20 protein-coding genes and 1 tRNA gene are annotated in these 19,621 nt (G+C 61.2%); 16 read left to right on the top strand and 5 right to left on the bottom strand.

Going from position 1 to position 19,621, the window contains the following annotated elements; all coding sequences use genetic code 11:
• Positions 1–21: 21 nt before the first annotated feature.
• A complete protein-coding gene (locus GJR98_RS04130; RefSeq protein ID WP_151135733.1) occupies positions 22–423 on the bottom strand; it encodes a 30S ribosomal protein S6e in 402 nt (133 codons plus the stop codon).
• A gap of 153 nt (positions 424–576) precedes the next feature.
• Between GJR98_RS04130 and GJR98_RS04125 the strand changes: the two genes are divergently transcribed.
• Positions 577–831, top strand: coding sequence for a rubrerythrin-like domain-containing protein (locus GJR98_RS04125; protein WP_151135731.1), 255 nt, complete (start codon positions 577–579; stop codon positions 829–831).
• Positions 832–840: 9 nt separating this feature from the next.
• Here the strand turns inward: GJR98_RS04125 and GJR98_RS18045 are convergent, their stop codons facing one another.
• Both GJR98_RS18045 and GJR98_RS04115 read right to left on the bottom strand, forming a co-directional pair.
• Positions 841–1,671 (bottom strand): hypothetical protein, encoded by an 831-nt coding sequence (locus tag GJR98_RS18045; RefSeq protein ID WP_394349864.1) that lies wholly within the window; start codon positions 1,669–1,671, stop codon positions 841–843.
• A gap of 221 nt (positions 1,672–1,892) precedes the next feature.
• Positions 1,893–2,987 (bottom strand): aminopeptidase, encoded by a 1,095-nt coding sequence (locus tag GJR98_RS04115; protein ID WP_151135729.1) that lies wholly within the window; start codon positions 2,985–2,987, stop codon positions 1,893–1,895.
• 140 nt (positions 2,988–3,127) lie between these two features.
• Here GJR98_RS04115 and gnd point away from each other — a divergent pair, with 140 nt between their 5' ends.
• The 14 genes from gnd (at position 3,128) to GJR98_RS04045 (ending at position 16,072) form a co-directional block, all read left to right on the top strand.
• Positions 3,128–4,081, top strand: a complete 954-nt coding sequence (gene gnd, locus GJR98_RS04110) for a phosphogluconate dehydrogenase (NAD(+)-dependent, decarboxylating) (RefSeq protein WP_323849380.1) — start codon at positions 3,128–3,130, stop codon at positions 4,079–4,081.
• Positions 4,082–4,228: 147 nt separating this feature from the next.
• Complete coding sequence (locus tag GJR98_RS04105) at positions 4,229–4,816, top strand: 2Fe-2S iron-sulfur cluster-binding protein (RefSeq protein WP_151135725.1); 588 nt, start codon at positions 4,229–4,231, stop codon at positions 4,814–4,816.
• 238 nt (positions 4,817–5,054) lie between these two features.
• A complete protein-coding gene (locus GJR98_RS04100) occupies positions 5,055–6,521 on the top strand; it encodes an MATE family efflux transporter (protein WP_305037622.1) in 1,467 nt (488 codons plus the stop codon).
• 66 nt (positions 6,522–6,587) lie between these two features.
• Positions 6,588–6,660 (top strand) — tRNA-Arg (locus GJR98_RS04095).
• Positions 6,661–6,892: 232 nt separating this feature from the next.
• The gene (locus tag GJR98_RS04090; protein ID WP_151135721.1) at positions 6,893–7,534 is read left to right on the top strand and encodes a helix-turn-helix domain-containing protein; all 642 of its coding nucleotides are present in this window, start codon (positions 6,893–6,895) and stop codon (positions 7,532–7,534) included.
• 293 nt (positions 7,535–7,827) lie between these two features.
• Positions 7,828–8,070: a 4Fe-4S ferredoxin N-terminal domain-containing protein gene (locus tag GJR98_RS04085; protein WP_151135719.1), complete on the top strand. Its 243-nt coding sequence runs from the start codon at positions 7,828–7,830 to the stop codon at positions 8,068–8,070.
• The gene (locus GJR98_RS04080; RefSeq protein ID WP_151135717.1) at positions 8,063–10,552 is read left to right on the top strand and encodes a molybdopterin-dependent oxidoreductase; all 2,490 of its coding nucleotides are present in this window, start codon (positions 8,063–8,065) and stop codon (positions 10,550–10,552) included. Before GJR98_RS04085 ends, GJR98_RS04080 begins: the two co-directional genes overlap by 8 nt.
• Before the next feature lie 2 nt (positions 10,553–10,554).
• Positions 10,555–11,400 (top strand): sulfate reduction electron transfer complex DsrMKJOP subunit DsrO, encoded by an 846-nt coding sequence (dsrO, locus tag GJR98_RS04075; protein ID WP_151135715.1) that lies wholly within the window; start codon positions 10,555–10,557, stop codon positions 11,398–11,400.
• Complete coding sequence (gene nrfD, locus GJR98_RS04070; protein WP_151135713.1) at positions 11,400–12,707, top strand: NrfD/PsrC family molybdoenzyme membrane anchor subunit; 1,308 nt, start codon at positions 11,400–11,402, stop codon at positions 12,705–12,707. The genes dsrO and nrfD overlap by 1 nt, the downstream gene beginning before the upstream one ends.
• Positions 12,704–13,288 carry a TorD/DmsD family molecular chaperone gene (locus GJR98_RS04065; protein WP_151135711.1) on the top strand — a complete coding sequence of 195 codons (585 nt, stop codon included), beginning with the start codon at positions 12,704–12,706 and terminating at the stop codon, positions 13,286–13,288. The genes nrfD and GJR98_RS04065 overlap by 4 nt, the downstream gene beginning before the upstream one ends.
• Positions 13,289–13,343: 55 nt before the next feature.
• Positions 13,344–13,712: a hypothetical protein gene (locus GJR98_RS04060; protein ID WP_195759374.1), complete on the top strand. Its 369-nt coding sequence runs from the start codon at positions 13,344–13,346 to the stop codon at positions 13,710–13,712.
• Positions 13,709–14,749 carry an Mrp/NBP35 family ATP-binding protein gene (locus GJR98_RS04055; RefSeq protein WP_151135707.1) on the top strand — a complete coding sequence of 347 codons (1,041 nt, stop codon included), beginning with the start codon at positions 13,709–13,711 and terminating at the stop codon, positions 14,747–14,749. Before GJR98_RS04060 ends, GJR98_RS04055 begins: the two co-directional genes overlap by 4 nt.
• 202 nt (positions 14,750–14,951) lie before the next feature.
• Positions 14,952–15,437 (top strand): molybdopterin-dependent oxidoreductase, encoded by a 486-nt coding sequence (locus GJR98_RS04050; protein WP_151135705.1) that lies wholly within the window; start codon positions 14,952–14,954, stop codon positions 15,435–15,437.
• Positions 15,434–16,072: a molybdenum cofactor guanylyltransferase gene (locus GJR98_RS04045; protein ID WP_151135703.1), complete on the top strand. Its 639-nt coding sequence runs from the start codon at positions 15,434–15,436 to the stop codon at positions 16,070–16,072. The genes GJR98_RS04050 and GJR98_RS04045 overlap by 4 nt, the downstream gene beginning before the upstream one ends.
• A gap of 53 nt (positions 16,073–16,125) precedes the next feature.
• On the opposite strand, the gene GJR98_RS04040 is transcribed toward GJR98_RS04045, so the two are convergent.
• Complete coding sequence (locus GJR98_RS04040; protein WP_191965413.1) at positions 16,126–17,109, bottom strand: alpha/beta fold hydrolase; 984 nt, start codon at positions 17,107–17,109, stop codon at positions 16,126–16,128.
• Between the two features lie 195 nt (positions 17,110–17,304).
• Positions 17,305–18,723 (bottom strand): FAD-binding oxidoreductase, encoded by a 1,419-nt coding sequence (locus GJR98_RS04035; protein WP_151135699.1) that lies wholly within the window; start codon positions 18,721–18,723, stop codon positions 17,305–17,307.
• Between the two features lie 172 nt (positions 18,724–18,895).
• On the opposite strand from GJR98_RS04035, the gene GJR98_RS04030 reads away from it, so the two are divergent.
• Entirely contained in the window at positions 18,896–19,552 is a 657-nt protein-coding gene (locus GJR98_RS04030; RefSeq protein WP_151135697.1) for a CDGSH iron-sulfur domain-containing protein, read from the top strand.
• Positions 19,553–19,621: the final 69 nt, after the last annotated feature.

Raw genomic sequence — 19,621 nt, 5'->3', positions numbered from 1 at the left:
GGAGAGAGAAGCGAGAAGGTGTTATTCGTCTGCTTCTTCTTCGTCGTCGTCTTCGCTGAGTGCGTCAGCGACGGAACCGCCTTCGACGACCTTCACGTTGATCTGGACGGTCTCTTCGGAGACCTGGCGACCGCGGACGGTGACGCGCTTGCGCTCGCCTTCACGGGAGGGAGCGTAGCCGATGCCACCCTCGGTGAGGATTTCTTTGAGGTTTGCGCCGGGGACTTCGGGGTGCATCGGACGACCGGCCTTGTCCGAGCCACCCGTCAGCTCGAGCGTGAAGCCGTCGAGGCCGACAGCACCGCCGTCGACCTCGTCACCGAGGTCGCGGCCAAGGAATCGGTTTGCATCCTGTCCTTCGACGTCGAACTGGTAGGTCTCGCCGGAGTCGGGGTCGGCGACGACGACCATGAATTCTGCCATGCGCGGATGAAAACGGTCGCGGATAAAAAGTACGTCGAAAGCGTGTCTCGGGACGACTCGCGTCGAATCGGGTCGAGATGCCCGAATTCCGGACTATTTCGGTGGAAAACACGTGTGTCAACAGTTAACTCCTAGCATGGCGTACTGGTCTCCATGACTGACGATATCATCAAACGTGAGCCGACAGACCTCGTCGAAGCGGAATCGAGAGAACTCGTCGAGCCGGAACCGACCGAACTGGCCGAGCGCCGACCAGAAGAACTCGTAAAGCGCCCCACAGCGGTACTCGTCACTCGCTCGTGGTACGAATGCACGTCGTGCGGCTATCGCTCTGGACTCGGCATTCACGAACAGCTCTGCCCACGCTGCGGTGGAATGCTAAAGAACATCGGCGTCGCACAAGAGTGAGACGACGGGTTAGCTCCCCTGTTCTGCCTCTGCTTCTTCGATAGACTCCCAGAGGACACACCAGTCTTCGGGGTCGATGTACCCTTCGACCTTCGCGCAGGCGCCGAAGCCGTCACCGTTCTTGTCCGGGATGTACTCCGCGCAGTTCCCACAGTTCGTCCCTTCGACGGCGAGCCCCGCGTCGAAAGCGTCGTCTGCCTCTTGGAACTGAACGTCCTCCTTAGTGAGTAACTGGTTTGGGTCTCTCTCTTCGTTCGCTTGTGAGAGTGCAGTCTGGTACTCTTCCGGAACGGGCCCTCGTTCGAACACCTCTTCGGTGACACCTTCCGGAAGTTCCTCTTCGTGTTCCTCCGTCGCGGTTTGTTCTGCTTCTGCCTCTTCGATGGATTCCCAGAGGACACACCAGTCTTCGGGGTCGATGTACCCTTCGACCTTCGCGCAGGCCCCGAAACCGTCGCCATTCTTGTCCGGGATGTACTCCGCGCAGTTCCCACAGTTCGTCCCTTCGATGGCGAGTCCTGCGTCGAAGGCGTCGTCTGCCTCTTGGAACTGGACATCTTCCTTAGAAACTAACCGGGATGGGTCTCTCTCTTCGTTCGCTTGTGAGAGTGCAGTCTGGTACTCTTCGGGGACTGGCCCCCGCTCGAACACCTCTTCAGTGACACCTTCTGGAAGTTCCTCTTCGTGTTCTTCTTCCATCTCCTCGGTGGTGGTCGTCTCAGCAGTGGTCGTCTCTGTCTCTTGGGTCCCCCCGCCACCAAGACAGCCAGCGAGACTCAGAACCGTGCCACTCCCCGCCAGTTGAAGGAACCGTCTCCTTGTCCGGCTAGATTGTGCCATACCTGCATCTACCCTTGCAACAGGTTTTAGTAGGAGCTACGTTACCACACCACAAGCAGAGATATCGTTATATTATATTGTCAAGACATGGGCCGCTATCGAGCACGCTCGCTCCGCACTACTGTCACACCATCACGCCTCAGTGCCCCATTTTCTGCGCCCTTTACGTGTCCTACTCGCGCGAAACAAACGCGAGAAACTGAACGTCTCTGTTCCTTTCGTTAGAACCCGTCCTCCCACCGGAACGTTCCGTTACGCTGGATTACCTCACCGTCGACTTCGATGACAGAATCTTCGCTCATATCGGTAATCATGTCCACGTGGACCGCAGACTGGTTCCCTTCGACTCCTTCCGGGAGACATGCATCGTACGCACGCCCGACTGCGAGGTGGACCGTATCGCCCATCTTCTCGTCGAAGAGGATACTGTTGGTAAAGCGGTCGATGCCGCGGTTCATGCCGATGCCGAGTTCACCGAGACGCCGTGCGCCCTCGTCGGTGTCGAGGATGCCGGCGAGTGCGTCTTCACCCTGTTCTGCGCTGAAGTCGACGACTTCGCCGCCTTCGAAGGTGAGGTGAACGTTTTCGACGCGCTGGCCTTCGAGCGTCATCGGCACGTCGAAGAACACCTCGCCCTCAACGGCGTCTTCGACAGGTGCAGTGAACACCTCACCCGACGGGAGGTTGTGTGAGTCGTAGACGACCGATGCGCCGGAGTTGACCGCCGTCCGGCCCTCGATGGACATCGTGAGGTCGGTGTCTTCCTTGACGAGTCGGACCTCCGACCCCTCGTCGAGAACCTCCTTCATGTTCGCCATCTCGTCGGCGAGTTCCTCCCAGTCGCGGAGGATTGCGTCGTAGACGAAGTCGGCGTACTCCTCGTACGACATACCGGCCTGTTGGGCCATCGCGCGCGTCGGGTGGACCGTCGAGACCCAGTCAGTGTTCATGCGGGCCTCACGGACTGCTTCCGTCGCGCGGCCGTAGGCCTGCCGCGTCTCAGTGGGCACGTCGGCTGTCGCGGCCGTGTTTCGCGTCCCGCCGAGGAAGAGGACCGAGTCGGCGGCCTCGTAGAGTGCGAGTTCGTGTTCAGGGAGTTCGAACTCACCGTCGTGGGCACGGAGATACGCCCGCTGAACCTCTTCGGAGGCGTAGGTCGTGACGACGTTGGCGCCGCGTTCACCGAGTGCGCCGGCGACTGCGACTGCGAGGTCGTGAGCACCCTCGCCCACGGAGACAACGACGTCGTCACCGGCCTCGATTCGTGCGCTCCAGTCGACGAGCACCTCGGCGTGCTCGTAGATGCGTTCGTCCATACGCGCCCCTCGCGTGGCGCAGTAAAAACGTCCGCGTCTGGCGATAGTGACAGAACGCTTATCGCTCGGTGATGGCCAGACTCACCGAGCAAGTACTCGCGAAGAACTGACACGCGTTCACCGGGGACGAGCCAGCAGGAATCGCCAGAAGCCAAACCACAACCACTACCTCCCCCCGCAGACGACTCCGTCGTATGCAACTAGGCGTCATCGGCCTCGGCCGGATGGGGCGCATCGTAGTCGACCGAGTGCTCGATGCCGGGCACGAGGTCGTTGCCTTCGACCTCTCCGAAGAGGCAGTCGCAGCAGCCGCCGACGCGGGTGCCGAACCCGCCGAGAGCGTCGCTGACCTCGCCGACCGACTCGGAGACGACAAGCGTATCTGGCTCATGGTTCCCGCGGGCGACGCGGTGGACGCGACGCTGAACGACCTCGACCCGCACCTCGACGAGAACGACGTCGTCGTCGACGGCGGTAACTCGCACTTCGAAGCGTCGGTTCGCCGCGCCGAAGCATGTTCCGCGGCGTATCTCGACTGTGGGACCTCCGGCGGCCCTGCCGGTGCCGAACTCGGCTTCTCGCTCATGATTGGCGGCCCACAGTGGGCGTACGACGAGATGACACCTGTCTTCGACGCCGTCGCGACCGGACCGGCCGGTCACGACCGGATGGGGCCGTCTGGGTCGGGCCACTACGTGAAGATGGTCCACAACGGCGTCGAGTACGCACTGATGCAGGCGTACGGTGAGGGCTTCGAACTGCTCGCCGAGGGGCGCTACGACCTCGACCTCGAAGCGGTCGCACGCACGTGGAACAACGGCGCTGTCATCCGCTCGTGGCTCCTCGAACTCTGTGAAGAGGCGTTCCGCGAGGAAGGAACGGACCTCGGCGACGTCGACGACCACATCTCCGGTGGCTCGACGGGGACGTGGACGGTTCAGGAAGCCCTCGAACAGGAAGTTCCCGTGCCACTCATCTACCAGTCACTCGCAGAGCGCTTCGGGTCGCGCGCCGACGACCGCTTCTCGCGCCGTCTCGCCAACCGACTTCGGTACGGCTTCGGCCGCCACGAAGTCGCGCGGAAAGACGAGTAAGCAGTCCACCGCGAACCCGAACACGCCACGCCCACCCGCAATATTGGGGGAATATACCCGACAGCACTGTCTGCGTGGCGAATATGACAGTCAGGAGACGGCGGCACAATCACAATTTCCTTAACCCCTCCCTCCATATCCGCCCTCATGGCAGTCATCAGTCTGGTGGGTGTCGGGGCCGGATTAGTCCTGGTACTCGTCGCCGTCGCCCTGCACTTCTCGAAGGGCACCGGTTGGGAACCAACCGCCGACATCACGCAAGAGGTCCTCGAGCGCCGTGCGGCGACCGTCCCGGAGACGGACTTCCCCGAACCAATGAACCGTTCCATCGGCGGTGGCGCGGTCGCTGGTGCAATCGCCGGTGGCGAAGAAGGTGCCGAACTCGAAGGCGAAGCAGCCGCCGAAGAGGAAGAACAGAGTCCCGCCGACATGCCCGAAGACGAAGTCGAATACTTCGAAGTCGAGTTCGTCAAACAGGGCGAGACCATCGAACTGGCGAGCAACGAGACCATCCTCGACCAAGGTGAAGACGCTGGGATGGACCTTCCGTACGCGTGTCGCCAGGGGTCGTGTGTCTCCTGTGCCGCGAAGATTACCGACGGTCCCGCCGAAGAGTACGTGACTCACTTCAAACAAGAGACCCTCTCCGAAGGCGAGATGGACAACGGGTACACGCTCACGTGTGTCGCCTACCCGAAGGCCGACTTCTCCATCGAGACTGGCGAAGCACCGTAACGACTCGGAACCCACCATTCAGTTTTCTCACTCTCGCTACCCGAGTGTCACACTCGTCACTCGACACGCTCTCTCACCGACCTCTTCTGCCCTCTAAATCGACGCTGCATCTCGCCCCCGAGTCGTGACTCACGGACGAGCAGTGAGTCGCTGACGAGACGTGACTCACGTGCGGAGTACGGTATTCTACGACGCTTATCGACGCTTTGAAACGCCCACCGCGTGTCTCACAGGTTCAGTGTCTGTCCCCGAAGGAGGCTCACTCACCGAAGGAGACCTCAAACGTCCAATGTTCGAACTGGCGTGGCCGATTATCGTCACCGAACTCCTCCAGGTGGCGTACAACCTCGCCGACACGGTGTGGCTTGGCCGCCTCTCGACCGACGCCGTCGCCGCTATCAGCCTCGCGTTTCCTCTCATCTTCCTCCTCATCTCCGTCGGCGGCGGGTTCACCGTCGCGGGGAGCACACTCGTCGCCCAGTACACCGGCGCGAAGAGTGAAGGCTCCGCAGGGACCGTCGCCGGACAGACGCTCACGTTCATCACCATCATCGCCATCACCGTTGGTATCATCGGCTTCTTCGCTACCGACGCGATGCTCGGCGTTCTCCCCAGTTCACCGGCGACTGCCGGACAGGTCGTCCCACTCGCCGGTGACTACATGCGGGTGTTCTTCCTCGGCTTGCCGTTCCTCTTCGGCTTCTTCGTCTTCTCCGCGCTCATGCGCGGGTACGGGAACACACGCGCCCCGATGGTCGTGATGTTCATCAGCGTCGTCATCAACGTCCTCATCGACCCTATCTTCATCTTCGGCTTCGAGTCGAATCCGCTGTTCGAGATGGTGGGTCTGCAGGGACTCGAAGCCGCCCTCTTCGCTGCAACTGGCTTCGAGGGACTCGAAGTGGCTGGTGCGGCGTACGCGACGGTCCTCTCACGAGGGGTCGCAACCGTCATCGGTATCTACGTCATCTTCGGAACGTCGGCCGGCCCCGACGTCCAACTGGCTGACTTCCGCCCACAGTTCGAGTACATCAAGAAGATTGTCGACATCGGCGTTCCGAGCGCCATCGAACAGTCGGCGACCGCACTCGGCTTCATCACGCTCACCGCGATGGTCGTCACCTTCGCACCGGAAGTCGTCGCCGCGTTCGGCCTCGGAAACCGCCTCACGTCGCTCGTGTTTCTCCCCGCTCTCGGTCTCGGCCGTGCGACGAACACCATCGTCGGCCAGAACCTCGGTGCACAGAAACCCGACCGCGCCGAGAGCGCCGTCTGGTTGGCAGCGAAAGTCGGCGCGAGCGTCATGGTCGTCATCGGCGTCATCGCCTACATCTTCGCCGAACCAATCGTCGGGTTCTTCATCTCGACGGGGACCGAGTCGGCGGCACAGACCATCGACCTCGGGGTCCAGTACATCCGTGTTCGTGCCTTCGAATTCGGCTTCATCGGCGTCTTGCAGGTCGTCCTCGGTGCATACCGTGGTGCCGGAAACACGAAGACTGCACTCAGTTTCTCACTGCTCGCACTCTGGTTGGGCCGGGTTCCCACCGTCTACCTGTTGGCGTTCCAGTTCGGGTTCGGCGAGACGGGAATCTGGCTTGGAATGGCAGTCGGGCAGATTCTCGGGGCGATTGCAGCGACGGCGTGGTTCACCCGTGGCACCTGGAAAGAAAGCGTCATCGACACGGACGCAACGACCGGATAATCGACTGCCGGCTTGGGGGTTCCACAACGGTTTTACGTCGGTGTCGTGTACCTCTGTTCGCTGAGAGGGCCCATAGCTCAGTGGACAGAGTGCTTGGTTCCGGACCAAGATGTCGCGGGTTCAAATCCCGTTGGGTCCGTTCGCTTCGCTCACTCCCCCGACGACTTCCCACTCGCTGTCGTCTGCGGGCGACCCACAAGTCGCCCGCATGGCCAGTGAGACGGCAGTGCCGTCTCACGCTGCTCGTGGGAATCCCGTCGGGCCCGTTCTCCTCGACTGACAACGAATCTCTGCTAGCAACTTCGGTCATTACCACTCTGTTGGAACGGTCGATTTAGTTTTTACACCGATAGGCACTGTCTTCACCTGGTATGGCTCACTCCGAGGGCGGACGAACTAGTCCACTACCGGACGTTTCAACAGAACGAACTCTTCAGGTAGTATTCGAAGTCGAACTTTCTGACAACTGTCCGTGTCCGCTTTCGAATCCGTGTTCGCAAGTGGAGAACGTTCACAACCAAATCGACGACGGAGTATGCTACGCGGAAGTAACAGTCACGAACCGCGACTGTGATACCGGGCAGGTCCTCCATACGACGAACCGAATCGAAGGCTCGTGTCTCTGCCTCGCGTTCAGCAACGTCGAGTGTGTCCCACGAATCAAGCGAGTAGACGACGGCGTCATGCTCATCGAGACCTACGTCTCAGACCGGGCCGTCATCAGTGAGTTAGTCGAAGAATTGAAATCCGTGGCCGAGCGCGTGAATCTGCGACGGTTGACGAGGAGAAAAGAAGGTGCCACCGAGTCGAGTCCGACGTCGGTCGACCTCTCTCATCTCACTGCGAAACAGCGGGAAGCAGCGACGATGGCGGTGAGCAGAGGCTACTATCAGACCCCTCGACAGGTCAGTCTGGAGGATCTTGCAGCGTCGCTCGACATCTCGAAGTCAGCACTCTCACAACGATTGAGTGCCGTCGAATCCAAGTTGGCAACAGCAGTATTCGACCCGTAATCAGTCACTGGCATCGTCATCGGGGGTCATCGGAAACTTCGTTGAACGCCCTTCTCAGCAAAACGCGTCATCGACAGGTAGACCACACCACGCGCGGGGCCCCACTCGGTTTCTCTGTCGTCCCGTTCGGCGATAATTCGGTCTGGGGTTGGTGAGGACTGAGGCGAACAGGCACACCGAAGTCGGAGTCGAGCTCCTGTAACCGAGTTTACCGGTCTCGGGAGGGGTAATAAACTGCTTCATTATTCAGCGTTCAACCCACCGAGACTGGGTCTAATCTTGTGGTTGTAGCCATGAGCAACCCACAGCAACCACGGTTGACGCCGCTTCCCGAGTGGGAAGAAGAAGCAGAAGCGATGCTGGACGGTGTCGAATACGACACCGATTTGGGAGTACGAATGGCTCGCGACGCAATTCGTGTCTCAAACGGCGAACTGACTGACGCCGAATTCCACGAGAAGTATCACGAGCAGGTGATGGAGGAGTTCGGCAAAGACGAGCGGCCGACCAAACCAGAGGGGTTCGACGATGACTGACGACGACGGAGTTCATCGACGTGACGTACTGAAAGCCGGCGGAGCGGCTGCCGCCCTCGGTCTCGGTGGGGGTGGATTCTTCCAGACACTGGTCGAAAGCGAGGACGGTCAGGCGTCGAAGGAAGAGCCGGGCATCGCCAGCTTCGTCGGGCAGAACAAAGTCGTCCAGACCGTCTGTTCGCCCAACTGTCGTGGGAAGTGTCCCATCGACGTTCACGTCCGCGACGGGCAGGTAAAGAAAATCGAACCACACCCGCCCGAGGACGAACGGTACAAGCGTGCGTGTGTACTCGGGTTGTCGCACACGCAGCGCGTCTACGACCCGACGCGACTGAAGTACCCGATGAAGCGCGCAGACTGGTCGCCGGACGACCCCAACGGGGCCGGACGGGGGCCGGACGCCGAGTTCGAGCGCATCGAGTGGGACGAGGCACTCGACCTCGTCGCACAGAAGATGGAGTCGCTGAAATCGGAGCACGGTGCAGAGAGCGTTCTCTTCCACGAAGGGTCGGGGAACTACGGACAGACGGGCAAGTCGTTCAACCGACTGGCCTCGCTGTTCGGTGCGACCCAGTCGGGGTGGGGAATCGACGCAAACGTCGGACGCGGGTTCAACCGCGTCACCGGCGTCGGATTCTTCCTCCCTCCGACCAACGAGGCCGAAGACTGGGAGAACGCGAACACCATCATCGTCTGGGGGTCTGATATCTTCTCGAGTCAGTTCCAGATGGACGCCTCGAAGATTCTCGACGCAGTCGAAAACGGGGCGAAACTCGTCGTCGTCGACCCGGTGTACACGACGACGGCGGCGAAAGCCGACCTGTGGCTTCCCGTCAAGCCCGGGAAAGACGTGTATCTCGCGCTCGCGATGATGCACACGGTCTTCGAAGAGGAGACCTACGACGAAGACTTCATCCGGAGCCGGACGACTGCGCCCGCACTGATTCACAAGGACTCTGGTGAACTGCTCCGCGCGAACGAAGTCTTCGAAGACGGAAGCGAAGACCAGGTCGTCGCCATCGAACAGGGGACGGAAGAACCGGTCGCACTCGAACCCGAAACTGGTGGTCCGTACGCCCTCTTCGGCGAGTACACCATCGACGGTGTCGAGTACGTGACTGCGCTGACGACGCTCAAAGAACACGCAGCGGAGTACGCACCCGAGAAGATTGCCGAGAAGACCGGTGTCGATGCCGACAACATCCGGACTGCGGCACGCTGGCTCGCGACCCGTGGCCCCGGTGGCATCGCGCCGAGTTACGCACTCGGTCGGTACACCCACGGCCACATCTTCGGGCAGGCGTACGCCATCTTGATGGCACTGACGGGCGACTACGGTCGCAGCGGGAACATCCACGCCCACCACTCCGGTGGGACGGTGCTCAGCGCCGGCGACTGGTCTGCACCCGAAGGCTCGAACCCCGGGCCGAAGATGTACTTCCCCGACTACCCCGCCTCGATGTTAGACGGCGACCCACACAAGGTCAGAGCCGTCTACTCCATCGAGTCGAACATGATGGGGAACCAGTTCCCCGACCGCCAGAAGTTCAAGAAGGCCATCGAGAGCCTCGAGATGTACGTGGTCGCGGACATGCACCACACGGATACGGTCCAACACGCCGACATCATCCTCCCCGTGCCACACTGGTTCGAACAGGAGGACATCGCCTCAGGGTGGGGTTCACACCCGCACCTCGGCTACCGACACAAGGTCCAAGAACCGCTCTGGGAGTCCAGAGACGACTACTACGCGATTCGCGGACTCGCAGAGCGCCTCGGATACGGAGACCGATTCCCCGAGACGAAGCGCGAGATGCTTCGCGAACTCGTCAGCAGAGACGACGACATCGACTTCGAGACGCTCTTCGAACAGGGAACCCAGCGGAAACAGAGCGTCCCGGTGATCAAGTACACCGACGCGTTCCCGACGGAGACTGGCCGTATCGAGTTGTACAACGAGGACCCACCGAGCGAAAAGGGCGTCTCGTTCGACCTTCCGCGTCCGGTCGAAGACCGGACGGCCGACGACTACGAGAAGGCAGACCAGTACCCGCTGATGTTCATGCAGAAACACAGCAGGTTCCGCATCCACTCCCAGTACGAGATGGTCAACTGGGTGCGGGAGGTCAACCCCGAACCGCAGTTGGACATCCACCCGCGGGACGCGAAAGCCCGCGGTATCGAGGACGGCGACTACGTCCGCGTGTACAACGAACGCGGTGAGATGGTCGTCAAGGCGAAGTACAACGAGGCGTTCCAGCCTGGGCTGGTCAACACCGACCAGGGATGGTGGTCTCGTGACTACCTCGAGGGGCACCACAACGACCTCACCCACAACGAGGTCAGCGAAGTCGGCCAGACGATGGCGTTCTACGACGTCCGCGTCGAGGTCGAACCCGCCCCGGACGTGGATACCGAGATGTACGAAGGAAACAACCCACGCGGTGCCAGTGCTGAGGCTCCGCACGCAGGAGGTGACTGATAATGACGAACTACGGATTAGTAATCGACCAGGAGCGGTGTATTGGCTGCCACGCCTGCGCCATCTCCTGTAAGCAAGAGAACAACGTCCCGATGGGACAGTTCTGGAACCGCGTCCTGACGGAGGGCGGCGACAAGATGGACACGCCATCTGGGGGCTACCCGACCGACGGCGGCAACGGGTCGCTGGACATGCAGTACCAGCCGACGGCGTGTCAGCACTGTGAGAACGCACCCTGTGTGAAAGTCTGTCCGGTCAACGCGACGTACACCCGCGACGACGGCATCGTCGAAATCGACTACGAGAAGTGTATCGGATGTCGCTACTGTATGGCGGCATGCCCGTACAACGCGCGGGTGTTCAACTGGGACGAACCCGAACACATGCCCGAAGAAGGGACTGGCGACGTGCCTGCCCGTCCGCAGGGTGTCGTCGAGAAGTGTACGTTCTGTAGCCACCGCGTCGACGAGGGACTCGACCCGGCCTGTGTCGTGAACTGTCCGGCAGACGCCCGTATCTTCGGTGACCTCGACGACGAGGCCAGCACCGTCTCGAAGTACATCAACCAGTACGAGACGCACCAACTGCTCGAAGACCGGGGCACGAAGCCGAAGACGTACTACATCAGTGGCGAGATGAGCCCCGGCCGGCCGCAGACGTCGGACAAACTCGAGAGCGAACTCGACGACGTTCAGGTATGGTCTGATGGCACCGACGACGTACCTGCCGACTCGGGTAGTGGGGGCAGTGCCGGGTCGTCGACCGGCGGTATCCACTCGGTCGACGACGACGCAGTCGGTGATGCGGTTCCACACGTCCCCGCCGTGGACGCAGGAGGTGACGACTGATGACGGTCAAAGACCGGACTGCACGAATCGCGATTCCGTCGTTCAACACGAAGGGGAAGGCGTGGCTCGGCTTCCTCGGTGTCCTCATGGTCATCGGCGTGGCCGCGTGGGGGTACCAGCTCAGTACGGGCCTCATCGCGACGGGAATGCGCAACGTGTTCTCGTGGGGGCTGTACATCATGATGTTCGTCCTGTTCGTCGGGTTGTCGGCGGGCGGACTCATCATCTCGAGTGCGCCGAAGTTCTTCCACTCACACCGCTACGAGGGGTTCGCCAGACTGGGTGTCCTCGTGAGTCTCGCGTGTATCACCGTCGCAGGACTCCTCATCCTGCCAGACATCGGTCGCCCGGAGCGACTCTACCAGTTCTTCACCTCGCCGGACTTCCGGTCGCCGATGGTGTGGGACTTCGGTATCGTCCTCCTGTACGGCATGCTGAACGTCTGGTACCTCTGGCTCCTGACCCGCCGCGACTTGGCCGCCCGCGGTTCGGCACTGGCGTTCGGTGTCGAAGACTCCAAGGAGGGTCGTGAGCGTGACCGCACGCTCATGTTCTGGACGGCGGCGTTTGCGCTGCCCACGGCAGTCGCACTCCACTCGGTGACGGGATGGATTTTCGCGACGCAAATCGGTCGTGGCAGCTGGTTCAGCCCGCTTGTCGCACCGGTCTTCATCGCGAAGGCGCTCGTCTCTGGGCTCGGGTTACTCCTCGTCGTGGGCGTGCTCGCAGACCGCTTTACCAACTACGAAGTCGACCGGGAGGAACTCACGAGTCTCGGGAAGATTCTCGGAATCTTCCTCGCGTTCCACGTGGTCTACCTGCTCGCAGCAGAGCGGCTTCCGCACGCGTGGGCCGACCACTTCGGGTTCTGGGCAATCACCAGCAGTTTCCTCATCGGTGAGACGCCGTACTTCTGGCTCTGGACCATCGTCGGCGGTGCCATCCCGCTCGGCCTGCTGATGATTCCGTCGCTACGTGAGCGTGTCCCGGTCATCTTCACCGCGAGTCTGCTGGCAGTCTTCGGGACGATGTTCGAGGGCATCCGTCTGGTGTTCACCGGCTACGAAGTCGCCAACATCGACGCTGGACCGGGCATCTCGCTCGGTGGTGCGTACTCAGGTATCACGACCGACATCTGGGCGACGGCAGGGGCGTACACCCCAACCCTCGTCGAGATTGCGATTACGCTCGGTATCGTCGCATTCGGCGCACTCATCGTCACGCTCGGCCTGAAATACGTGCCAATCCAGCGAATCGACGGACAGCGTGCGTACGTGACTGACGGCGGCAACGGGGAGGAACGATGACCGACCAGAGAGAACTCGACCCAGCGAGCGACTCATCCAAGCTCGACGTCGAGAACGACACACTCCAGTCAGCCGCTGCGGCGACCTACGCAGTGTTGGCCGAGTGTTGGCGGGAACCGTCCGAGCAGTTAGTCGACGCCGTCGAGACTGGTGCGTTGCGGACGGTGCTCGGGGAACTCGAGTCGGTTGACTTCCACGACCTCCGCACCGAATACACCAGACTGTTCGTCGGCCCAGCGGGACCGCCGTGTCCACCGTACGAGAGCGTCTACCGCGACGGCGACGACCCAGACGAACTCGGCCCAGTCAACGGGCCGGCGACGACAGCAGTCGTACGGTGGTACCAGGAGTTCGGAGTCCAACCAGCGCCAGACCACCCGGACCTGCCGGACCACATCGCGACTGAACTAGAGTTCGTCGCCTACCTTGCGGAGGAGGGACTCGACGAGCGACTCGACCAGTTCCTCGACGAACACCTCACAGTCTGGACGGACGAGTTCCTGTCTCAGGTCGAGAACGAGGCACGCGACGAGTTCTACACGTCGCTCGCGACGGTGACTCGGGAGGTGCTCCACAAGTAGCCCGTCTCCGGGTGGTTCGTCGGGACCAACGGAGGCGACCATGGTACAATTTCCCATGAACTCTCACGAACAATACGTGTACGAGGTCACGTACAGCGTCGCCGACCAGTTCAGCGAAGCGCACGAGACGTGGCTCCCAAAAACGACAGAACAGTGGATTACCACCGCGAAGCTCGACGGCTTCGAGAGCGAGCAAAACGTACTGGGCGAGAGTCCGGAAGTCCGACTCCGTCTCACATTCGAAACGTTCGCTCAGTGGACGGCGTTCGTCGAGTCCGACGCGTATCGAGACTGCCTCGAACAGCTACAGCCCATGACCGAGCACCTCACGACACATCTCTGGGAACCGACGACGATCTCGCTGCACTCGCCTGCAAACGACGGGACACAACTGACTGCCGACGGCTGCTGGGGTGACGAATGACCGACGTCGACGTCGACGAGATCTTGCGAACGGTCGAGGACCCCGAGCTCGGGACGGACGTCGTCTCACTCGGGGTGGTTTCGGACGTCACTGTGGAAGACGACACCGCCGAGGTGTCGCTCGCGCACGGCGCGCCGCACGCACCAGTCGTAGCAGAACTCCGCAGTCGCATCGAAGGTGCCTTCGAAGAACACGGCATCGACGTTCGGTTCTCGACACAGCACGACGACGCCGATGGAGTGAGCGGGCAGCCGCTACCGGGTGTCGAGAACGTCATCGCCGTCGCTTCGGGCAAGGGGGGAGTCGGAAAAAGCACCGTCGCGGTGAACTTGGCCGCCAGCATGTCCCGGCGCGGTGCACGCGTTGGGATTCTCGACGCAGACGTGTACGGCCCGAACATCCCACGAATGATGAACGCGCGGGAGCGACCAGCAGTGACTGACGACGAGCAGCTCGTCCCGGTCGACCGACACGGGATGTCCGTCATGAGCATGGAGTTCCTCACAGAAGGGGGCGGACCGGTCATCTGGCGCGGCCCGATGGTCGATAAAGTCCTCACACAACTGCTCGACGACGTCGCGTGGGGTGACCTCGATTACCTCGTCGTCGACTTGCCGCCAGGGACCGGTGACACGCAGCTGACGCTCCTGCAACGCGTCCCTGTGGCAGGTGCGGTCGTCGTCACGACGCCACAAGCGGTCGCCGTAGACGACGCAGACAGAGGGATGCGGATGTTCACCGAGTACGACACGACCGTCCTCGGCATCGTCGAAAACATGAGCGGGTTCGTTTGCCCCGACTGTGGGTCCGAACACGACATTTTCAACAGCGGCGGTGGCCGAGCGTTGGCTGAACGATTCGAACTGCCGTTCCTCGGGTCGATTCCGCTGACCTCCGAGATACGAACGCGAGGAGACGACGGACGACCGGTCGCACTAGACGACACGACGGAGACGAGCCGTGCATTCCACGCGCTCGCCGGAGCCGTCATGGACAACGTCAGTCTCGTCCACCGACGAACACAGGCTGGTGAGTGAGTGAGTGAGTGAGTGAGTGAGTGAATGAGTGAATGAGTGAGTGTGTGAGTGTGTGGGTGTCCCTCGATTCACTCGGTCTTCAGGCGGGTGTTCGACTGCTGGGCGAGCGCGAACCGTCACTCCTCGCGCATAGTTAAACAGCTTAATTATTCGAAGGTACAGAGAGCGTCGTCGCCGACAAACCAGCCGATAGTGAACGCCAATGGAGCTGTCAGCAGACACCACAGAAGGGAGAATTTCCCTCACCGACCCGATTGCAGTTCTTGGAGACGAGCGTGTGTCGCTGGACCGCGAACGACTCGCGGCACTCCCGACCGAGGAGCGAACGGTCACCGTTGCCTGTGCGTCGGGAGTTCGACACACGGCCACGTGGCGTGGAGTTCCGGTGACAGCGTTGCTCTCGGAAGCCAACGTCTCGGACGAGACGACCCACCTGCTCGTCGAGAGTGCAGACGGATATCAGATCTGCGTCGACATCTATACAGCACTCGACGGGCTCCTCGCGTTCTTCCGTGACGGAACGCCGATTGCAGCCCACGAGCCGTACGAGACACGATTCATCGCACCAGATATCGACGGCGCCCGAACCGTGAAAGCCGTCGCTGTCCTCGACGCACGGCACCTCACTCCGGGAACCGACCCGCACACGCTCGAAACGATGGCTGGAACCGAAGAGTACTCCGCATGAGTGAGTCCGCAGCCGACGTGACTGGTGTGGTTCTCGCCGGTGGGAGCAGCAGCCGGTTCGAAGACGGCAATAAAGCACTCGCCACGCTCGACGGCGAGACGCTCGTCGAACGCGTCGTCAGAGCGCTTTCGTCCGCGACAAAACAGCCCCCTCTCGTCGCAGTTCGAACCGAGGCGCAACGGGACCGCTTCTCCAGAACCCTCCCGTCAGCGTGGGACGTGCGGTTCGTGATGGACGACGACGAACTTACGGGACCACTCGCAGGATTGCTGTCCGCGTGTGAAACCGCGTCGACGCGGTGGCTGTTCACAGTCGGGTGTGACATGCCACTGGTCGATGCCAGCACAGTCACAGGAACGTTCGAACGAGCCACGCGAACCGCTGCGTGCCACCCTTGCGCAGTTGTTCCGGTCTCTCGCGGCCAGTACGAACCACTTCACGCAGTGTACCGACGTGAGTCAGTCATCGACTGTCGGGACAGACTGTCAGTAGATGACGGGTTCGGTGCGTTGCTCACCGAACTCGGCGACGTCGACTACGTCGATATCGACGAGCTTCCACAGGTCGGACAGGCATCGGTGACGAACGTGAACACGGTCGCGGAGCTCGAACGAGTCGCAGCAGACGTAGAGTAGCTACTGAATCCAGAGAACTGTAGTCAGCAGGACAGCCAAAGCCTCGGGTTCTGTCACTCGACGTCGCTCAGGAACCGCCGCACAGACGCTGCCACCTCTTCAGGGAAGTCGAGCCATGGAAGATGGCCGGCGTCGGCTACCAGTTCCAGCCGTGCTCCCGGGATGCGGTCCACCAGCGACTGGGCGTCGTCTTTCGACGCCAACCCCTCGTCCGTCCCCCAGATTACGAGAGTGGGACCCTGTCGAGAGAGAGCATCGTCTCTGAGCTTCAACGCTGGGTCGTAGTCCAGCCCGCTGCCCCTGAAGGCTGGGAGGGTGCGCATCTGGTCTGCATACGTTCCGGTCTCGGCGAACAGTGCGTCGGACCAGGCCCAGTACGCGTCTGGAATCCGGCCGGCTTCGATGCTCTTGCCATGGCCAATCGACTTCAGCATCGAGACTTGCATCCTCCGTCCCGGTGTCATCGCCGTCAACACCCGACTCACACCTGGCACGAGCATCAGCTTCTCACCGAAGGGAACGGGAATATCCTCGACTAACCACGGTGCACCGAGATGGACGATTCCCTGCACTCGCTCAGGTGCACGCAGCGCTGCTTTCATCGCCAGCGCACTCCCTGAAGACGATGCGACGAGGTGGGCACGCTCGACTCCCATCGCATCGAGAGTGTCCGTCACCAGATGCTCAAGCCAGGTGGTGACGTTGTCCTTCGTAATCTCGAACGGTGCCGAGAGCCCACCGGGAGGCAGGTCCGGTATCAAACATCTGAATCCGTCGAGGGAGGCCACCAGCGGCGCGAAGATTGTGCCGCTGGTCGGTGACCCGTGGAGAAGAAGGACGGGGTCACCGCTCCCGACCGCTTGAACTCGGATGGTGGTACCCACGGTGTCGAGTTCGACGAAGTGTTCTTCGGGGTCGATTCCGTACTGGTTCCAGAACTGCAGTTCTGCCCGACGATATGCGGCTTCGGTCTGAGCGACCTCTCCTTCGAGATGAGTCTCCGCAAGCTCCCCACCCGACGATTTCGTTTCAGCCATTCTACTGAGAGTAGGGCGGGAACCATATTGTAATCTTCTTTCGTGAAGATTATCCGTTCTGTGCGAACGAAACGAAGCCAACATAGGGTCGACTAGCCACCTCGAAGAGAAACCGTACAGTTCCTCATCCTCCTGAAACCTCGGCCGCGTGGGGTGGTCCGACAGGAGAGTACGCGTGAACGACGGTACCGCCGGTTAGTCGTCGGCCGGAGCGACGTTCACGTTCTTGTCGAGGTCGTTCGACTCGTCGTACCGTGCTTTGATTTCGGCGAGTCGCTCGAAGTTCTCGCCGTACACGCGTTCAGCGGCGTCTTCTCCATCTCGCTCACTGACACCCGTGAAGCCGCCGTACGCACCGTACCCACCGAGGGTTCGGAACAGGTCGTCACCCGCACGAGTCCACTCGATGTTGGCGTCGTCGTCGCCTTCGTCCCAGTTCGCCTCCACCGTAATCATGTACTCCGCATCACGGTGTGGGTATGCAGTCGCGTCCGAATCCACGTCACTCACTGCACCGCCCATGTGCCACACACCGATACCGGACAGGTGTGACACGGCCTCGTCGGTGTGCTCGATGATTGCGTCGATAACGTCCTCGGAGAGGTCGTCGACGAAACACGACCGATGGCAGTAGTTGCGTCCCTCAGGGAACATCATCGTCCCGAGTTGGTGGAGCATCAGGTACGGCATCGGTTCGCTCATGTCGAGAAGCGGGTCGTCCGCGAGTTCACGGAAGGGTTGCAGCGCCGCCATTCCTTCTTCCGGGTCGTCACCGATGTAACAGCCTAAGACTGCAACAGCGTCCTCTCCGACGAGTTCCTCCGGCATCGGAGGCAGTCCCGGAACGTGACTGTTGAGTGCGATGGTCGTCACCTCGTCCGGGGCGTCGGCCGCTGCTTCACGGTAGTTCTCGAAGACTGCCTCAGCGTCGTCGCCGGGGTAGAAGATACCGAGACCGGCGACGATTGGCGGAACCTCGTACAGTTCGAACTCGAAGTTGGTGACGACACCGAAGTTACCACCGCCGCCACGGACCGCCCAGAACAGGTCTTCGTTCTCGCTCTCGCTTGCCGTGACGAGGTCACCGTCGGGAGTGACGACGTCGACCGACCGAAGTGCATCGATACCGAGACCGTGCTTTCGGCGCATCCAGCCAATTGCGCCGCCGAGTGTGGACCCGGGGATGCCGACGTCGCCTGCGCTCCCGGTCGGCATCGCGAGGCCGTAGTGTTGGGCTTCGATGAGCGCGTCGCGGGCACGGCATCCAGCACCAACTTGCGCAACCTGCTCGTCGGGAGACACTCGAACGTGGTCGATTCGGGATACGTCGAGAACGATACCGTCTTCGACCATCGAACTCCCACTCTGGTTGTGTGCTCCACCGCGAACCGAATACGGGATTCCGTGTTCGGTGGCGAACGTCATTCCTTTCGCAACGTCAGCGGCACCATCGCACTGAACGATGAGAGATGGGTGGGTGTCGACGAGGCCGTTCCACACTGAACGGGTCTCGTCGTACGATTCGTCGTCTGGGGACACGATATCTCCTCGAAGAGACATAGCCAGTTCGGCAACGTCTTCGTCGAGCGGTTTCTCGCTGGCTGTGTTTGACATATAGCTTTACCGACTAGATAGGGACTTGAAATATTTTTGGAATATGCTAGCGGTATATCGGGTTCCAAAGTGTGAACACGGCGGCGACGTCAGTTGCTCGACGACGAGTGTTCGGCAGTTCCCTCGACGACGCTAGTTATGGTATTATCGTGCTTGCAGTCCGTTAACATGTATGGAACAGGAACTCCACGAGTACGAGGGTGTGGACGTCACGGTGCGGTACGACGTGAAACGCTGTATTCACGCTCGTGAGTGCGTCAAGGGACTCCCGGACGTGTTCGACCCCAACGAGCGTCCTTGGATCGTTCCGGATAACGCCGCCGGCGACGACCTCGCAGAAGTCATCACCAGATGCCCGACGGGTGCGCTCCACTTCGAGCGAAACGACGGTGGGTGGGAAGAGACGGTTCCAGAGGACAACACCATCCACGTCGCTCACGACGGTCCGCTGTACGCCCACGGAGCAGTCGAGATAACCGACGAGGACGGGACACCGTTACTCTCGGACACTCGTGTCGCGTTCTGTCGGTGCGGTGCATCAGCGAACAAGCCCCTCTGCGACAACAGCCACCTCGACGTGGACTTCGAGGCACCGGGGACAGTCAGCGAAGACCACGAGTTTCCTGATGCAGCAGGGGGCGACCTGTCGGTGACACCGACGCGGAACGGCCCACTCCACGTCGAAGGCGCGTTCGAAATCGTCGGTCAAGACGACGGTTCGTCGTACCGAGCGACCGACGAGTGGCTGTGTCGCTGTGGCGGGTCACAGAACAAACCGTTCTGCGACAACACACACAAGAAGATTGGATTCACCACAGAAGACGACTGAAGCGGGGTGGCCTGTGGCCCGGTCGAATCCAGCCAGCCACTCCCAGTCGAGTATCTAGCTCAGTCGGAG

The sequence above is a fragment of the Haloferax marinisediminis genome (assembly GCF_009674585.1).
GTDB classification, from domain to species: Archaea; Halobacteriota; Halobacteria; order Halobacteriales; family Haloferacaceae; genus Haloferax; species Haloferax marinisediminis.
This window is presented reverse-complemented; position numbering and strand designations above follow the sequence as displayed.

Excerpts from the sequence above, each read along its gene's own strand:
- GJR98_RS04130 (WP_151135733.1), bottom strand. The coding sequence starts at position 423 with ATGGCAGAATTCATGGTCGTCGTCGCCGACCCCGACTCCGGCGAGACC.
- GJR98_RS04125 (WP_151135731.1), top strand. The coding sequence starts at position 577 with ATGACTGACGATATCATCAAACGTGAGCCGACAGACCTCGTCGAAGCG.
- GJR98_RS18045 (WP_394349864.1), bottom strand. The coding sequence starts at position 1,671 with ATGGCACAATCTAGCCGGACAAGGAGACGGTTCCTTCAACTGGCGGGG.
- GJR98_RS04115 (WP_151135729.1), bottom strand. The coding sequence starts at position 2,987 with ATGGACGAACGCATCTACGAGCACGCCGAGGTGCTCGTCGACTGGAGC.
- GJR98_RS04105 (WP_151135725.1), top strand. The coding sequence starts at position 4,229 with ATGGCAGTCATCAGTCTGGTGGGTGTCGGGGCCGGATTAGTCCTGGTA.
- GJR98_RS04090 (WP_151135721.1), top strand. The coding sequence starts at position 6,893 with ATGGCTCACTCCGAGGGCGGACGAACTAGTCCACTACCGGACGTTTCA.
- GJR98_RS04085 (WP_151135719.1), top strand. The coding sequence starts at position 7,828 with ATGAGCAACCCACAGCAACCACGGTTGACGCCGCTTCCCGAGTGGGAA.
- GJR98_RS04080 (WP_151135717.1), top strand. The coding sequence starts at position 8,063 with ATGACTGACGACGACGGAGTTCATCGACGTGACGTACTGAAAGCCGGC.
- dsrO (WP_151135715.1), top strand. The coding sequence starts at position 10,555 with ATGACGAACTACGGATTAGTAATCGACCAGGAGCGGTGTATTGGCTGC.
- nrfD (WP_151135713.1), top strand. The coding sequence starts at position 11,400 with ATGACGGTCAAAGACCGGACTGCACGAATCGCGATTCCGTCGTTCAAC.
- GJR98_RS04065 (WP_151135711.1), top strand. The coding sequence starts at position 12,704 with ATGACCGACCAGAGAGAACTCGACCCAGCGAGCGACTCATCCAAGCTC.
- GJR98_RS04060 (WP_195759374.1), top strand. The coding sequence starts at position 13,344 with ATGAACTCTCACGAACAATACGTGTACGAGGTCACGTACAGCGTCGCC.
- GJR98_RS04055 (WP_151135707.1), top strand. The coding sequence starts at position 13,709 with ATGACCGACGTCGACGTCGACGAGATCTTGCGAACGGTCGAGGACCCC.
- GJR98_RS04050 (WP_151135705.1), top strand. The coding sequence starts at position 14,952 with ATGGAGCTGTCAGCAGACACCACAGAAGGGAGAATTTCCCTCACCGAC.
- GJR98_RS04045 (WP_151135703.1), top strand. The coding sequence starts at position 15,434 with ATGAGTGAGTCCGCAGCCGACGTGACTGGTGTGGTTCTCGCCGGTGGG.
- GJR98_RS04040 (WP_191965413.1), bottom strand. The coding sequence starts at position 17,109 with ATGGCTGAAACGAAATCGTCGGGTGGGGAGCTTGCGGAGACTCATCTC.
- GJR98_RS04035 (WP_151135699.1), bottom strand. The coding sequence starts at position 18,723 with ATGTCAAACACAGCCAGCGAGAAACCGCTCGACGAAGACGTTGCCGAA.
- GJR98_RS04030 (WP_151135697.1), top strand. The coding sequence starts at position 18,896 with ATGGAACAGGAACTCCACGAGTACGAGGGTGTGGACGTCACGGTGCGG.